At 68.1% G+C, this 14828-nt stretch carries 13 protein-coding genes, 1 tRNA gene and 1 pseudogene; 8 read left to right on the top strand and 7 right to left on the bottom strand.

What is annotated here, in order from left to right:
• Positions 1-56 precede the first annotated feature (56 nt).
• Positions 57-410, bottom strand: a complete 354-nt coding sequence (locus BLP73_RS09520; protein ID WP_090743173.1) for a DUF4870 family protein — start codon at positions 408-410, stop codon at positions 57-59.
• A gap of 10 nt (positions 411-420) precedes the next feature.
• Positions 421-882, bottom strand: a complete 462-nt coding sequence (locus tag BLP73_RS09515; protein WP_090743170.1) for a type II toxin-antitoxin system RatA family toxin — start codon at positions 880-882, stop codon at positions 421-423.
• A gap of 68 nt (positions 883-950) precedes the next feature.
• Between BLP73_RS09515 and BLP73_RS09510 the strand changes: the two genes are divergently transcribed.
• A complete protein-coding gene (locus BLP73_RS09510; RefSeq protein ID WP_090743167.1) occupies positions 951-1136 on the top strand; it encodes a hypothetical protein in 186 nt (61 codons plus the stop codon).
• 131 nt (positions 1137-1267) lie between these two features.
• On the opposite strand, the gene ypfJ is transcribed toward BLP73_RS09510, so the two are convergent.
• Positions 1268-2110 carry a KPN_02809 family neutral zinc metallopeptidase gene (gene ypfJ / locus BLP73_RS09505; protein WP_090743164.1) on the bottom strand — a complete coding sequence of 281 codons (843 nt, stop codon included), beginning with the start codon at positions 2108-2110 and terminating at the stop codon, positions 1268-1270.
• Between the two features lie 153 nt (positions 2111-2263).
• On the opposite strand from ypfJ, the gene BLP73_RS09500 reads away from it, so the two are divergent.
• The 4 genes from BLP73_RS09500 (at position 2264) to BLP73_RS09485 (ending at position 7366) form a co-directional block, all read left to right on the top strand.
• The gene (locus tag BLP73_RS09500; protein ID WP_090743161.1) at positions 2264-2842 is read left to right on the top strand and encodes a YqaA family protein; all 579 of its coding nucleotides are present in this window, start codon (positions 2264-2266) and stop codon (positions 2840-2842) included.
• Positions 2839-3303: a disulfide bond formation protein B gene (locus BLP73_RS09495; protein WP_090743158.1), complete on the top strand. Its 465-nt coding sequence runs from the start codon at positions 2839-2841 to the stop codon at positions 3301-3303. The genes BLP73_RS09500 and BLP73_RS09495 overlap by 4 nt, the downstream gene beginning before the upstream one ends.
• A 104-nt stretch (positions 3304-3407) precedes the next feature.
• Positions 3408-6215 carry a DNA gyrase subunit A gene (gene gyrA, locus BLP73_RS09490; RefSeq protein WP_090743154.1) on the top strand — a complete coding sequence of 936 codons (2808 nt, stop codon included), beginning with the start codon at positions 3408-3410 and terminating at the stop codon, positions 6213-6215.
• 35 nt (positions 6216-6250) lie between these two features.
• On the top strand, positions 6251-7366 hold the full coding sequence (locus BLP73_RS09485) for an AI-2E family transporter (RefSeq protein WP_090743151.1): 1116 nt from the start codon (positions 6251-6253) through the stop codon (positions 7364-7366).
• 85 nt (positions 7367-7451) lie between these two features.
• Here BLP73_RS09485 and BLP73_RS09480 read toward each other — a convergent pair whose 3' ends face one another.
• Positions 7452-9932: a DUF3772 domain-containing protein gene (locus BLP73_RS09480; protein ID WP_090743147.1), complete on the bottom strand. Its 2481-nt coding sequence runs from the start codon at positions 9930-9932 to the stop codon at positions 7452-7454.
• Between the two features lie 3 nt (positions 9933-9935).
• Positions 9936-10967, bottom strand: a complete 1032-nt coding sequence (locus tag BLP73_RS09475) for a cysteine synthase A (RefSeq protein WP_090743871.1) — start codon at positions 10965-10967, stop codon at positions 9936-9938.
• A 301-nt stretch (positions 10968-11268) separates the two neighbouring features.
• On the opposite strand from BLP73_RS09475, the gene BLP73_RS09470 reads away from it, so the two are divergent.
• Positions 11269-11910, top strand: a complete 642-nt coding sequence (locus tag BLP73_RS09470) for a hypothetical protein (protein WP_139165925.1) — start codon at positions 11269-11271, stop codon at positions 11908-11910.
• Here BLP73_RS09470 and BLP73_RS09465 read toward each other — a convergent pair.
• Together BLP73_RS09465 and BLP73_RS09460 are read right to left on the bottom strand one after the other, a co-directional pair.
• A complete protein-coding gene (locus BLP73_RS09465; protein WP_245686618.1) occupies positions 11907-12983 on the bottom strand; it encodes an NUDIX domain-containing protein in 1077 nt (358 codons plus the stop codon). The two genes, BLP73_RS09470 and BLP73_RS09465, sit on opposite strands and share 4 nt — an antisense overlap.
• Positions 12980-13852, bottom strand: a complete 873-nt coding sequence (locus tag BLP73_RS09460) for a hypothetical protein (protein WP_090743140.1) — start codon at positions 13850-13852, stop codon at positions 12980-12982. Before BLP73_RS09460 ends, BLP73_RS09465 begins: the two co-directional genes overlap by 4 nt.
• 108 nt (positions 13853-13960) lie before the next feature.
• On the opposite strand from BLP73_RS09460, the gene BLP73_RS09455 reads away from it, so the two are divergent.
• Together BLP73_RS09455 and BLP73_RS09450 are read left to right on the top strand one after the other, a co-directional pair.
• A tRNA-Ser gene (locus BLP73_RS09455) sits at positions 13961-14050 on the top strand.
• A 511-nt stretch (positions 14051-14561) separates the two neighbouring features.
• Positions 14562-14828 (top strand): annotated as a pseudogene (locus BLP73_RS09450) (transposase); the annotation flags it as partial.

Below are 14828 nucleotides of genomic sequence, written 5' to 3'. Positions count from 1 at the left end.
CGGCCGGGGGCTCTGCCCCCGGACCCCCGGGATATGCAAATGAAGAAGAAGACGGCTCAGTAGGCGATCATGCCGAAATGGCGGGTGCCGGTGATTGGCTTGCCCTCATGGGCGAGCAGGAAGCCGGAGACGGTGCGAAGAAGGCCCCAGATCGCCAGGAAGATCCAGATGAGGAAACCGATGCCGAGGACCATCGTTGCGAAGGCGAGGGCCGCGATCGCGAGGCTGATCCAGAAGGTGCGGATCTGGAAGTCGAAATGGCTGTCGAGCAGCGGGTCCTTGCCGCGCGTCAGATAGGCGTAGATGACCCCGGCCACCGTCGTCAGCGCCACCAGGTAGCCGATGGCGTAGAGGGCATAGACCGTCTTGGCCGGCATCAGGTCAGGGCGGTGCGGAGCGTCGGGCAGCATGGCGTCTCCTTCAGGAATAAAGTGTTCGGGCGCGTTCCTCGAAGGCGCGGACGATCCGGCGCATCGCTTCGGTGAAGACGACGCCGATCAGGCGCTGCAGGATCGCGTTGCGGAACTCGAAATCGACGAAGAAGTCCACGTGGCAGCCGCCCTCGGGGCGGTCGCGGAAGGTCCAGCCGCTGCGCATGTACTTGAACGGACCGTCCAGATATTCCGTGTCGATGCGCAGCAGCCCGTCCTCGTCCTCGGGCCAGAGGAGGACGCGGCTGCCGAAGCGCTCGCGGAAGACCTTGAAGCTGATGACCAGATCGGCCGCCACCTCCTCGGCGCCCTCGGGTGTCTCGCGGCGCGTTCGGATGCGGGCGGCGCTGTTCCAGGGCAGGAACTGCGGATAGCTCTCGATATCGGCGACAAGGTCGTACATCTGCCGCGCGCTGTAGGGAAGGTCGCGGCTGTCCTGGTGATGGGGCAAGGTCGGGCTCTTGAGTTTCGGCGCGGCGTCTTTAGGTCTTGCCCAAGCACTTAGTCGCGGGAGCGGGAATGAACAACATGGTCTGGCTGCTCAGAGCGGTCAAATGGGTGCGAAATCCCCCGAGCGCCAGGATGGTCATGGTGGTCTTCGGCGTCATCGGCGCCGCGCTGCTGCTGGTGCTGCTGGAATGGCTGGGCTGGTGGCCGGCCTGGGCCACGCTGGAGCATGGCCGGGCGCCGCGCCTGCCGCGCTAGCGCCGCCGCACGCGCACCGGCACGCGGCGGGGCCGCGGCGCGCCCACGGCAAGCGTCAGTCCAAGGGCTGTCAGCAGCCCGACAAGGCTCACGATCAGGGTCATCTCATCCTCCGGGTCGGTGGCGGCGCGTCACAGATCGCGCGCGCCGAATGTGTCGCACTGGGCCATGTCGCCGGACTGAAAGCCGCGCATCAGCCAGGTCTGGCGCTGCGCGGCCGTGCCGTGGGTGAAGCTGTCCGGCATCGGCGTGCGGCCCGCGCTGGCCTGGATCACGTCATCGCCGACAGCCTCGGCCGCCCGCATGGCCTCTTCAAGGTCACCAACGTCGAGCGTGCCGAATCGTTCCTGCGCCTGCCGGGCCCAGATGCCGGCATAGCAGTCGGCCTGCAGCTCGGTCGCGACCGAGAGGCGGTTCGCCTCGGCCTCGGGCAGGCGGCCGCGCTGGCGGTTCACCTCGGCGAGGGTGCCGGTCAGGTTCTGGACATGGTGGCCGACCTCGTGGGCGATGACATAGGCGGCGGCGAAATCGCCGCCCGCGCCCATCCGCTCGGCCATCATGTCGAAGAAGTCCGTGTCCAGATAGACGCGCTGGTCGCCCGGGCAGTAGAACGGCCCCATCGCCGAGGAGGCCCCGCCGCAGGCCGACTGCACCACGCCGCGGAAGAGGACGAGCTGCGGGTCCTCGTAGGTCAGCCCCGCCTGGTCGCGGAGCACGGGCTGCCAGACCTCCTCGGTATCGGCGAGGACGACCGAAACGAACTGCCCCCAATCCTCGTCGCGCTGCGTCAGCTCGCCGGTGCCGGCGCCGCGCCCCTGATCCTGGAGCAGCGGGCTCACGTCGATGCCGAAGAAATAGCCGAAGGCCAGGACGGCCAGCGTCCCTGCGATCCCAAGGCCGCCCGCCGCGCCCATCCCGCCCGCGCGGCGCCGGTCCACGACGTTCCGGCTGCCCCGCCTGCCCCGCCACTGCATGTGCCAAATCCCCCCGGATGTGCCTGAAGATGATGCGGAACGCCCGGCCGGGCGGGCAGTTCCGGCGATCACAGCGCCGCGACAGGCGCGGGAGGGGCTTGACGCGCGGAACGCCCGGGGGGAAGCACCGCGAAAGGCACGAAAGGGGCTGACATGCTGCGCAGGCTTTACGACTGGACCATGGGACTGGCGGGGCACCGCCATGCCGACGCCTCGCTCTTCTCGGTCAGCTTCGTGGAAAGCTCGGTCTTTCCGATCCCGCCGGACGTGCTGATGATCCCGATGGTGCTGGCGCGCCGGCAGCGGGCCTTCATCATCGCCACCATCGCGACGGTCGGCTCGGTCCTTGGCGCGCTTCTCGGCTACTGGATCGGGGCGGCGCTGATGGACACGGTCGGGCAATGGGTGCTGACCGCCTACGGCAAGGAGGCCGCCTATGCCGACCTGGCCGCACGTTTCGCCGAATACGGGGGCTGGGCGGTGCTGATCGCTGCCGTCACGCCCTTCCCGTTCAAGGTCATCACCATCTTTTCGGGCGCGGCCGGCCTGTCGCTGCCGCTGTTCATCGCCGTCTCGATCCTCGGCCGGGCGCTGCGCTTCTTCATCGTGGCGGGCCTGCTGTGGCGCTTCGGATCGCCCATCAAGAGCTTCATCGAGCAGCGGCTCGGCCTTGTCTTCACCCTGTTCATGATCGCCCTCGTGGGCGGCTTCGCGGCGCTGAGGTATCTATGAGCGGCACGCAACTCTCGATCCTGGCGGCCGCCGGCTCGGCCTTCCTGCTGATCGCGGCGCTGGCCTTCCAGGCGGCGGGCTACGCGCCCTGCGAGCTGTGCGTGCTGCAGCGCTGGCCGCATGTGGCGGCCGTGGCGCTTGGCGGGCTGGTCTGGCTGACCGGCCGGACGCGGCTGCTGGCGCCGCTCGGGATGGCGGCGGCAGGCGCGGCGGTGGGGCTTGCGATCTACCATGTCGGCGTCGAGATGACCTGGTGGGCCGGGCCGTCGCACTGCTCGGGCTCGGTCGGCGATTTCGCCCGCATGTCTGCGCAGGAGCTGATGACGCGCCTGCAATCGGCCCCGGTCGTGCGCTGCGACGAGATCGCGTGGAGCTTTCTAGGCGTTTCGATGGCGGGCTGGAACGCGCTCTTCTCGGCCGGGCTGGCCGGGGTCTGGCTGCTGGCCGCGCGGCGCGGCTGAACGGCGCGCAAAACACCGCGAGCACGGGCTTTCGGGCGGGGTTTCATTGCCCCTGCCCCGGCCATCGGCTATACCGGGTTTCAACAAGATGTTGAGGACTGCCCGTGGCTGACACACCAGAAGACGATCTGCCCGAAACCCCCGACACCGGCGAGACGGACACGGCCGCGACACGGGTGGTGATGCATCACGACGGCCCGGTGATCGACATCAGCAGCGAGATGCGGACCTCGTATCTCGACTACGCGATGTCGGTGATCGTCAGCCGCGCCCTGCCCGACCTGCGCGACGGGCTGAAGCCGGTGCACCGCCGCATCCTCTATGCGATGAACGAGAGCGGCAACACCTCGGACAAGCCCTATCGCAAATCTGCGCGCTCGGTCGGGGACGTGATGGGCAAGTACCACCCCCACGGCGACAGCGCGATCTATGACGCCCTGGTGCGGATGGCGCAGGATTTCTCCATGTCGCTGCCGCTTCTGGACGGGCAGGGAAACTTCGGCAGCATGGACGGCGATTCCGCGGCCGCCATGCGCTATACCGAGGTCCGGATGGAGAAGGTCGCGAACTACCTTCTCATGGACATCGACAAGGACACGGTCGACTTCCAGGACAACTACGACGGCAAGGACCGCGAGCCGACCGTCCTGCCGGCGCGCTTCCCGAACATGCTGGTCAACGGCGCGGGCGGCATCGCGGTCGGCATGGCGACGAACATCCCGCCCCACAACCTCGGCGAGGTGATCGACGCGACGCTCGAGCTGATCGACAATCCCGACCTGCCGACCGAGCGCCTGCTGGAAATCATCCCCGGCCCCGACTTCCCGACCGGCGCCACGATCCTCGGCCGCTCGGGCGCGCGCAAGGCCTATCTGGAGGGTCGCGGCAGCGTCACCATTCGCGCCCGCACCCACATCGAGGAGCCGAGGAAGGACCGTTTCGCCATCGTCGTGGACGAGATCCCCTATCAGGTGAACAAGTCCACCCTGATCGAGCGGATCGCCGAGCTGGCCAAGGAGAAGCGGGTCGAGGGGATCTCCTCGGTTCAGGACGAATCCGACCGGCATGGCGTGCGCGTGGTGGTCGAGCTGCGCCGCGACGCCACGCCCGACGTGGTGCTGAACCAGCTCTTCCGCTTCACCTCGCTGCAGACGACCTTCGGCTGCAACATGCTGGCGCTGAACGGCGGCAAGCCCGAGCAGCTGGCCCTGCGCGACTTCCTCACGCATTTCATCTCGTTCCGCGAGGAAGTCGTCGCCCGCCGCACCGCCTATGAGCTGCGCAAGGCGCGCGAGCGCAGCCACGTGCTCTGCGGTCTCGCCGTCGCCGTCAGCAACGTGGACGAGGTGGTGGCGACCATCCGCGCCTCGGCGGACGCGCCCGAGGCGCGCGAGAAGCTGATGTCCCGCCGCTGGCCCGCGCATGAGATCGTGGAATACCTGCGGCTGATCGACGACCCGCTGCACCCGGTCAACGAGGACGGCACCTACAACCTGTCCGAGGTGCAGGCCCGCGCGATCCTGGACCTGCGCCTGCAACGCCTGACCCAGATCGGCGTCAAGGAGGTCACGGACGAGTTGCAATCGCTGGCCGAGTCGATCCGCGACTACCTGGCGATCCTCGCCTCGCGCGAGCGGATCATGGGCATCATTTCGGACGAGCTGCGCGAGGTGCGCGAGCTGTTCGCCGTGCCGCGCCGCACCGAGATCGTGGACTGGTCCGGCGACATGATGGACGAGGACCTGATCGAGCGCGAGGACATGGTCGTCACCATCACCTCGGGCGGCTACATCAAGCGCACCGCCTTGGCCGAGTTCCGCAGCCAGCGCCGCGGCGGCAAGGGCCTGTCGGGCATGGCGACCAAGGAAGACGACGTGGTCACCACGCTCTTCGTGGCCAACACCCATACCGAGCTGCTGTTCTTCACCACGGACGGGATGGTCTACCGCCTCAAGACCTGGCGGCTGCCGCTCGGCGGGCGGACCTCGAAGGGCAAGGCGATCGTCAACATCCTGCCCATCGACCCGGGCGTCTCGATCGCCGCGCTGCTTCCGATGGACGCCCCGGAAACTGAATGGGACCGCTACCACGTCGTCTTCGCCACCTCGGGCGGGGACGTGCGCCGCAACGCGCTGTCGGACTTCACCAACATCATGCGCAACGGCAAGATCGCCATGCGGCTGCCCGAGGGCGTCAGCCTGATCGGGGTGCGTCTGGCGACGGACGATGACGACATCATCCTGATGACGGCGCGCGGCCGCGCGATCCGCTTCCGCGCCACCGACCTGCGCGTGTTCCAAAGCCGCAGCTCGACCGGCGTGCGCGGCATCCGGCTGGCCGAGGATGACAGCGTCGTCAGCATGGCCGTGATCCGCCACTTCGAGGCCGACCCGGCCGAGCGCGCGGCCTATCTCAAGATGCGCCGCGCGGTCGCGGGCGCGCTCGACGACGGGGCCGAGGCGGACGAGGACGAGGAGACCGTCGAAGGCACCATCACCCAGGACCGCTACGCCGAGATGTCGGCGCGCGAGGACCTGATCCTGACCATCACCGCACGCGGGGCCGGCAAGATCAGCTCGAGCCACGACTACCCGGTGCGCGGGCGCGGGGGCCAGGGCGTGATGGCGATGGACCGCGCGATGCGGGGCGGCCCCTTGGTCGCCGCCTTCCCGGTCGAGATGGACGACCAGATCATGCTGGCGACCTCGACCGGCCAGTCGATCCGGGTGCCGGTGGACGGGATCAGCTTCCGCTCGCGCACCGCGGGCGGGGTGCGGGTCTTCAACACCACCAATGGCGAGACGGTCGTCTCGGTCGCCCGCATCGCCGAGCAGGCCGAGGCCGAGGTGCTGGAGGCTGCGGCCGAAAGCGCGCCGCCGGCCGGGCCATTGACGGGCGAGGCGGAAGACTGACAGGATGAACCCGGCCCCGCGAGGCCGGGTTTTTCATGACGTTGCTGGATCAGAGGACGACGGTGGATCAATCGAACGAGACCGTGCTGCGCGAGCGGCTGCAGACGGGCTTTCTGGGTATCGTCGCCTTCGCGCTTCTTCTCTTCATGCTGGTGCAGGCGCGCTTCATCCTGATCGCGCTGGCCATCGCCATCATCCTGTTTTCCCTGACCTCGGACGCGATCCACGCCATCTCGACCCGGCTGAAGGTGCCGAGCTGGCTGGCCACCACGCTGGCGCTGATCGGGATCGCGCTCGGCCTTCTGTGGGTCTCGACCACCATCGTCGCGCAGGTCAACGAGATCGTCTTCCTCGCCATCACCTATGCCGAGCGCGCGCAGGCCGCCCTGCCCGCCCTGACCGAGCGGCTCGGCCCCGAGGCGCAGGAGCGGATCATGCTGGTGCTGACCGGCTTCGACATCACCGGCTGGATCCGCTCGCTTGCGGGCCAGGCCTCGGGCATCCTGCAGGGCAGCGTGCTGGTGATCCTCTTCGTGGGCTTTATGTTCGCCGAGCGGGTCTGGTTCCCCCTGAAGGTCGAGCGGCTGACCGAGGACCCGGTCAAGGCGGTGCAGGTGCGGCGCATCATCGCCTCGATCATGCACCGGGTGAACCGCTACCTTGTCGTCAAGACGGGCGTCAGCGCGGTGACCTCGATCATCGTCTGGCTGATCTTCCGCGCGGCCGGGCTGGAGCTGGCGGCGGCCGTGGCGATTCTGACCTTCATCCTGAACTTCATCCCCTCGGTCGGCTCGATCATCGCCACCGTGATCGCGACGATCCTGGTCTTCGTGCTCAGCGGCGACACGACGCTGACGCTGGTCATCGGCCTCGGGATCTCGGCGGTGCAGTTCGTGATCGGCAACGTGATCGACCCGATGCTGCTGGGCCAGACGCTGCGCCTGTCCAGCTTCGGGATCATCCTGTCGCTGGCCTTCTGGGCGCTGATCTGGGGCATCCCCGGCATGTTCCTCGCCGTGCCCATCATGGTGGCGCTGATGATCGTCTGCGCCCATGTGCCCTGGCTGCGCCCGGTCGCCGTCATGCTCTCGCGCGAGGGGCTGCCCGATGACGGCAACGACCCCGAGGAAGCGCCCCGCATCGCCGCCTGAGCGCGCGTCCTTCCCATCTTCTGTGCAGAAATATCCCGGGGGAGTCCCGCAGGGACGGGGGCAGCGCCCCCATCCAGCCTCGGGTTCAGCGATCCGGCCCGCCCGCCTCGCCCTCGGAATCGGGCAGGCCCGGCAGCTCGTGCGCGTCGTCGCGGGTCAGCAGCGGATCGGGCGCCCGGCCCCCCGCAGCCGCCTCGCGCGGCGCGCCGCGATGTTCGCGCCCGCCGGGCAGCGCCTCGGGATTGCGCAGCCAGATGTCGCGCTGCGCGAAGGGGATCTCGATCCCCTCCTCGCCGAAGCGCAGCACGATCGCGTGCAAGAGGTCCGAGGTGACCGCGATGCCCGTGCCGACATCGGCCAGAATCGCGCGCACCTCGAAATCCAGCGAATCCGGCCCGAGCGCGCGGAAGAGGATCGCGGGCGGCGGGTCGATGGCGACCAGCGGGTGATCCTCGGCGATCTCGCGCAGTACCCGCTCGACCTTGCGGGTGTCGCTGCCATAGGCGACGCCGACCGGGATGATGATGCGTCCGATCTTGTTGTGCCGCGTCCAGTTGGTCACCGGCTGGCTGATCAGGTCGCTGTTCGGGACCACCACCTCGGTCTTGTCGAAGGTCTCGACCAGGGTCGAGCGGACCGAGATCTTCTTGACGATCCCCTGCTGGCCGCCCGCGCTGATCCAGTCGCCGACGCTCACCGGGCGCTCGATCAGCAGGATGATGCCCGAGACGAAGTTCGACACGATGTTCTGAAGCCCGAAGCCGATCCCGAGCGACAGCGCCCCCGCGACGATGGCGAAGGCCGAGAGGTCGATCCCGGCCGAGGTGACCGCCAGAAGCCCCGCCAGCACGATGCCGACATAGCCAAGGCCCGACACGACCGCGTTCTGCCCGCCAAGGTCCAGCCGCGTCTTCGGCAGGATCGAGCTGCGCATCATCCCCTGCAGGCCCCGCGTCAGCAGGAAGCCGACCGCGAAGACGATGAGGAAGGTCAGGATCGCGCTTGGCGACAGGGTGACGCCGCCGAGGCTGATGCCGGTCAGGAACCGCCGCCAGTATTCCAGCAGCTCGGTCGTCGAGGCGCCCCAGATCATCAGGAACAGCGGCACCGACAGCAGGATCAGCGCGAAGCCCACCAGCAGCGCCGCCAGCCCCTCGCGCGCGCCCTCGGCGCCGTGCTGGACCATGTTCGACAGGTCCGCGATGAAATCCTGCAGAAGGATCAGTAGCGCCACCAGCGCCAGCGAGTAGAGCCAGGGCCATGCCATCAGGTTGCCCATGTTGACATAGCCGGCGGCCGTCACGATCACTGCCAGCGGCCCCACGATCCGCGTCAGCTCGCCCGCCCAGGCCATGATCCAGTGCCGGTAGGACAGATCCTGCGTCACCGCCTCGCGGGTCAGGCGCCGCAGGATGTTGCCGAGGCGGAACATGAAGGCCGCCGCAGGCAGGATCAGCAGGAAGTGCCAGACGCCGGCGCCGGCTTCGGTGATCTGCAGCGGCACGCGGCCGACCTGCGCCTCGCCCCGCTCGTAAAGGCCCGACAGCGGCAGAACGGCCCGGGTCAGCAGGTGATGGACCGCGACAAGCACGGTCAGCGCGACGACGACGCGGGCGGCCGAGACGCGCCGCTCCTCGGGCATCTGCAGCGAGGTGTAGTTGATCGCCTTGCGCGGCAGCAGCGCGCGGGCCAGCCACAGCCCGCCGAAGAGGATCACCGCCGACATCGGCAGCGCGTTGAGGAAGGGCGTGGTCCAGGGCCCCGGCAGGCCCGTCGCCTGGATGGCGCTGATGCCGAGATAGACCCCCAGCATCGGGATCGCGATCTGCCCGAGCGAGACGACGAAGGTCACCACCGCGCGGGAATGTTCGGAGGCGCGCACCGAGAGGCGCGAGGGCAGCGAGTCGACCCATTGCCGGCCGAGCGTCAGCAGCAGGATCGCCGCGACCAGGTAGCCCAGCACCAGGGGAAGCTGCGGGCGCAGCTGCGGCCAAAGCTCAGGGCCGGCATTCTGCAGCGCCACCTCGGCGCCGACACCCTCGATCAGGGCGGCCGCGTCGCGCAGGCCCGCGCCCCAGCTGGGCGGCAGCAGCGGCGAGGGCGACTGCTTGGCCAGTTCCAAGGCCTGCCGCTGGCGGATCACCTCGTCGATCTGCGAGATGATCGAATTGGCGCGGCTGACCGCCTCGGCCGCCGCCATGCGCGGCGCCTGCGCCGTCGCCAGCTGCTGGTTCAGCTCGGCCCGGCGGGCGGCCACCTCCTCGGCCTCGGTCTCGCCCTCGGCGGGCGGCGGGCCGAGCGCGTCGATCTGGTTGCGCAGCGTCGCGATCCGGTCCGCGTTTACGGTGGTGCCGGCCTGAAGCCGGTCGCGCCAGTCCGCGATCCGCGCGCGGGTCTGAGCCAGCTCGGCATTCGGCGCCTGCGGCGAGGTGGTCAGCGCCTCGGCCCGCTCGGCCACCACCTCCCAGGTCTGGTAGTTGACCTGCGGGCTCTGCTGGGCGGCCAGAGGCGCGGCCATGATCGTCAGGACCGCCAGAAGGACGGCGGCAACCAGGTGTCGCAGCATGGATTACCCTTCGAAGACTTCCGGCAGGGGCGGCGCGGCGGCGGTCAGCCATTCGGGCACCGGCAGGCCCTTGGCGCGCAGGAAGTCGGGATTGTAGAGCTTGGTCTGATAGCGCGTGCCGTAATCGCACAGGATCGTGACGATGCGGTGGCCCGGCCCCATCTCGCGCGCCATGCGGACCGCGCCCGCGATGTTGATCCCCGACGAGCCGCCGAGGCAGAGCCCCTCGTCCTGCAAGAGATCGAAGACGATCGGCAGCGCCTCGGCGTCAGAGATGCGCCAGCTGAAGTCCGGCGTGAAGCCCTGAAGGTTCGCGGTGATGCGCCCCTGCCCGATGCCTTCGGTGATCGAGGAGCCGGGGCTGTCGAACTCGCCGGTGGTGTAGAAGCTGTGCAGCGCCGCGCCCTCGGGATCGGCCAGGCCGATCTTGACGCCCTTGGGTTGCAGCACGTCCGCGACGCCCGCCAGCGTGCCGCCGGTGCCGACCGCGCAGACGAAGCCGTCCACCTTGCCGCCGGTCTGCTCCCAGATCTCTGGGCCGGTGGTTTCCACATGCGCCTGCCGGTTGGCGGTGTTGTCGAACTGGTTCGCCCAGATCGCGCCATTGGGCTCGGTCCGCGCCAGCGCCTCGGCAAGGCGGCCCGAATAGCGGACGTAGTTGTTGGGGTTCTTGTAGGGCGCTGCCGGAACCTCGACCAGCGTCGCGCCGGCCAGGCGCAGCATGTCCTTCTTCTCCTGGCTCTGCGTCTCGGGGATCACGATGACGCTGCGAAAGCCCATCGAGGCGCCGACCAGCGCCAGCCCGATGCCGGTATTGCCCGCCGTGCCCTCGACGATGGTGCCGCCCGGGCGCAGCACGCCCCGCGCCACCGCGTCCTTGATGATGTAGAGCGCGGCGCGGTCCTTCACCGACTGGCCGGGATTCATGAACTCGGCCTTGCCGAGGATCTCGCAGCCCGTCTCCTCGCTGACGCGGTTCAGGCGGATGAGGGGGGTGTTGCCGATCGTGTCGGCCAGATCAGAGCAAATTCGCATGGCCATCAGACCTTTCGTTCGGGTGGCTCCCAAGACCCGGATACCTACACATGCCGCATGCCGGGGAGCAACCCCGGCACCGGCTCGCTTCCGATCAAGACGCGCGGGGACCGGCCGACTGCGCCCTCCGGTGATGCCTCGCCCGGCTGATCAACCGAGGCTGTGATCCGCGAGTGTTGCAAGGAATGCAAATGTCTGCGAAGGGAAGATGACAATAATATGACATACATATTGCGCCGCCGGAACCGGCGGCTCCGCCTAGCGCGGATTATGCAGCATTTAAATGACAAGGAGTGAGTTGATGGCCGATAGCACCAGTGCGGCATTTGCGCCGAGCAGTCGATCAGGCAGCCTCATCTGGAGCGTGGTCGCGATCAGCATCTGCCTCCTGTTCCTCATGGTCAACCTTTGCATCCTGGGCCGCACGGGGATCGAGCCGAGCCTGCTCTATCGCGACGCCAATGCGATCGCCGGCCAGCCTTTCTACTACGGGATCCTAGAGGGGCTCACCGCGACGCTGCTGATTGCCTCCGGCGCAATCATGATCTTTAGCGCCTTCTCGGATCACGCGCCCCGGAGCCCGTCCTTCCGCTTCTGCCTGGTGTTCGGCCTGCTGACCTTCGTGATGGGTCTCGACGACCTTCTGATGCTGCACGAATCCGCTTGGTTCTTCCATTGGCGCTTGACGGAAACGCACGTCTATCTCGTCTATGCGGCCGCGCTGGTCTTTTCGCTGACCAAGTACCGGGAGGCTGTGCGAACGACTCCGTTTCCGCTGCTTGTGATTGCGCTGGTCGCGCTTGCCGTGGCGGGTGTCGAAGACATGCTCGCCCTCGGTCACATCCCCGAGGACTATGTCGAAATCATCGGTTTCAGCTTCTGGTTCTGTTTTGCCGTCGCAAGCTGCTTCGCGTTGAAACACGTCGAGCTGTCACCCGACTAGGGCTCCAGCGCCTTGCGGAGTTGCTCCGCTTCGGCGCGCAGCCAAAGCACGATCATCGCCAGCGGGCCGTTCGGGATCTGCCCTGCCAGGACCATCTCCTCCAGCCGGTGGCGGGGCAGCAGGTGGCCGCGGATGTCCTCGGCCTCCTCGGCAAGGCCGTGGATGCCCCCCGTCCCGTCCGGCAGGTCGGCGATCCCGACATAGTGATAGTGGAACTCGCCCACCGCGCCGGGGCTGGGATAGGTGCCCAGCACGGGGATCAGCCGCGACAGGGCCAGGTCGGCCTCCTCGCGCGCCTCGCGATTGGCCGCCTCCTCGGGCGTCTCGCCCGCATCGACGCGGCCCGCGACCGCCTCCAGCATCCAGGGCTGGGGATCGGCGCGCAGCAGCGGGGCGGCGCGGAACTGCTCGATCAGCAGGACGCGGTCCCGGCGCGGGTCCCAAGGCAGCACGACCACCGCATCGCCCATCATGAAGACCTCGCGGCTGAGCCGGGGCGAACAGCCCCCGTCGTGCCGGCTGTGGCGGAGGATCGGCCGGCGCAGCGCGAAATAGCCGGTGAAGGGCTCGGCGTCGTCATGCAGCTCGACCTCGTCCGCCGCCCGCCGCCGCACGATCTCGCCGCCCGAGGCCGCGCCCGCCGCCGCGCGCAGGCGACTGGCCGCCCAGGTGCCGATCATCGGCAGGCGTCCGGCCAGCTCTGCGGCGGGAAGGCCCGCAGGCGCCTTCAGGATCTGCCGGGCGATCTCGGCCGCAAGCCGGGCCTGCTGCGGCAGCGGCGCGCCCGCGCCCTCCGCCCGCGGACCGGCCGAGGCGCCAAGCACTCGTCGCCCGTTCACCTCGCGCTCCGGCACCCCCATCACCTCGGCATAGCGCGCCAGCGCCGCGTTGGCGCCGACCTGAACGGCGGGCAGCGCCTCCGGCCCATCGGCCAGGCGTGGCCAGCCGCCCGCGTCGATCCCGGCCCGGGCTCCGCCCTGAAGGCGGCCTTTCAGGGTCGCCGGCACGCCTTGCAGATCCAGCGCCGCCAGCATCTCGGGACGTGCGAGCAGTCCGACCAGCAGCAGGCTCACAGCGACTGGCCGTCGTCGCGCATCGCGGCGGCCAGTCCCATCTCGCGCGAGGTCTGCACGAAGACCGTGTCGAAGCCCGCGAACAGAAGGTCCGACAGCGCCCGTCCCGCGCGCGAGCTGGCGAAGGACAGGTAGTCCTCGATCTCGGCGTCGCTGAGGGGCGAGTAGGCCAGCATCAGGAAGGCCTGCATCCACGCCTCGGCCTCGGCCTCGATCTGCGCCTCCTGCCCCCAGGCCTCGGCCAGCAGCTCGTCCATCGTGGGCGGCATGTCGAAACCCCCGCCCTCGGCGAAACCCTGCGAGAAGGCGACCGAGGCGTTCATGCCCGTCGCCACGTTCGGCGCCAGAAGGTCCGCCTCGTCGATCAGGCGCCGGATCAGCAGGGCGCGCGGGGCCTGCGCCAGGTCGGCCTCGGCGAAGCGGGCGCGCGCCGCATCCTCAACCTCGGGCTCCAACATCGCCTGCCGCGCCGAAACCTCTAGCTGCACGAGCCGCCCGCCCGGCCCCGTCTCGTAAAAGCCGAGCGCCTCGTCCAGAAGCGCGGGGTCCAACAGCGCGGCGCCCTGCCCCAGGCTCTCCTCGAAGGCGCGGCGCAGCCGGTCCGGCGCATGGATCTGCGCCACGGTCCGCGCCCAAGGAATGCCGCCCGGCGCGACCAGCCCCTCGGCCTCCAGCGTCTCGGCCTCGCGCACGGCCTCCTCGCGCAGGATGGGCACCATCGCCTCCAGCCCGAGGGCGTCCCAGACCCGCCGCTCGAGCGTGGCGTGCTGCGAGGCGGCATGGAGGCGCGCCCCGCCTGCCGGATCGACCGCCCGCGCCTCGGGGGCTCCGAAGCCGAGGCAGGCCGCAAGTCCAAGCATGATCAGCATGAGGTGCCTTTCGGTTGATTTTCTGTCGCTGCCTCCCCGTTTTCGGAAATTGCCTCTTGCGCTTCAACCCCCACCTCTCTAAATCCCCGCCTCACCACCCAAGAGCGCGGAGAGGTGCCGGAGTGGTCGAACGGGGCGGTCTCGAAAACCGTTGAGCCTGCAAGGGTTCCGTGGGTTCGAATCCCACCCTCTCCGCCATAATTTATTGATATCGTTGCATCTTATAGGCGAAACGGCCGGAAACTGCACATCAACTGCAGATTCGAGCGCCGTGGATTGTTGTAGCGGCATACGCATGACCCTACCCAGCACTACAAGACAACTACGAGAAAAGCTAGATTTCGTGGCTGATCTCTGCTCCTTACGTCAGTCTTTAGCCTGCGGCAGATTCCGACTTTGTGCTCCCTCCAAACGTGAAACTTCAAGCTGACAAATGGCTGAAATCTTTACAGCAAAGTGTCATTACTTCTCGGAGTTGTACTATCGAGACCCCTGCCATGCCTTCCATAGATGCCCTTCTGACTCCCTACCGCGAAGCCGCTGTCGATGAACGAACGAAGGGCACCTACTTCGAACGCCTGGCATTGGCCTACCTGTCCTCTGATCCAATCCAAGCAGAAGAGTTCTCGCAGGTCTGGACTTGGGCAGTTTGAATAGCCCCATGTTTCGTGGACGCCTTCTTCGCTAGCTTTGAGGCAAGGAGGCCATGATGGGCACGGGGAATTTCACTGACGACTTCAAGCGCGATGCTGTCGCGCAGATCACGGAACGGGGTTATCCGGCGAAGGAGGTTTCGGAGCGGCTCGGTGTGAGCACGCACTCGCTCTATGCCTGGAAGCGCAAGTTCGCGAAGGCAGTGTCGGGTGACACAGAGAAGGATGCCGAGATCCGGCGACTGAAGCGGGAGCTGGCGCGGGTGTCCGAGGAGCGTGACATCTTAAAAAAGGCCACCGCGTATTTCGCCAGGGATGCAAAG

The sequence above is a fragment of the Paracoccus tibetensis genome (genome assembly GCF_900102505.1).
Lineage (GTDB): Bacteria > Pseudomonadota > Alphaproteobacteria > Rhodobacterales > Rhodobacteraceae > Paracoccus > Paracoccus tibetensis.
Note: the sequence above shows the minus strand (reverse complement) of the source record. Positions and strands in the feature narration are given on the sequence as shown.

Bases quoted from the DNA above. Each gene is read 5' to 3' on its own strand.
- BLP73_RS09510 (WP_090743167.1), top strand. From the start codon at position 951: ATGAACAACATGGTCTGGCTGCTCAGAGCGGTCAAATGGGTGCGAAAT.
- BLP73_RS09475 (WP_090743871.1), bottom strand. From the start codon at position 10,967: ATGCGAATTTGCTCTGATCTGGCCGACACGATCGGCAACACCCCCCTC.
- BLP73_RS09470 (WP_139165925.1), top strand. From the start codon at position 11,269: ATGGCCGATAGCACCAGTGCGGCATTTGCGCCGAGCAGTCGATCAGGC.
- ypfJ (WP_090743164.1), bottom strand. From the start codon at position 2,110: ATGCAGTGGCGGGGCAGGCGGGGCAGCCGGAACGTCGTGGACCGGCGC.
- BLP73_RS09480 (WP_090743147.1), bottom strand. From the start codon at position 9,932: ATGCTGCGACACCTGGTTGCCGCCGTCCTTCTGGCGGTCCTGACGATC.
- BLP73_RS09520 (WP_090743173.1), bottom strand. From the start codon at position 410: ATGCTGCCCGACGCTCCGCACCGCCCTGACCTGATGCCGGCCAAGACG.
- BLP73_RS09460 (WP_090743140.1), bottom strand. From the start codon at position 13,852: ATGCTGATCATGCTTGGACTTGCGGCCTGCCTCGGCTTCGGAGCCCCC.
- BLP73_RS09495 (WP_090743158.1), top strand. From the start codon at position 2,839: ATGAGCGGCACGCAACTCTCGATCCTGGCGGCCGCCGGCTCGGCCTTC.
- BLP73_RS09485 (WP_090743151.1), top strand. From the start codon at position 6,251: ATGACGTTGCTGGATCAGAGGACGACGGTGGATCAATCGAACGAGACC.
- BLP73_RS09500 (WP_090743161.1), top strand. From the start codon at position 2,264: ATGCTGCGCAGGCTTTACGACTGGACCATGGGACTGGCGGGGCACCGC.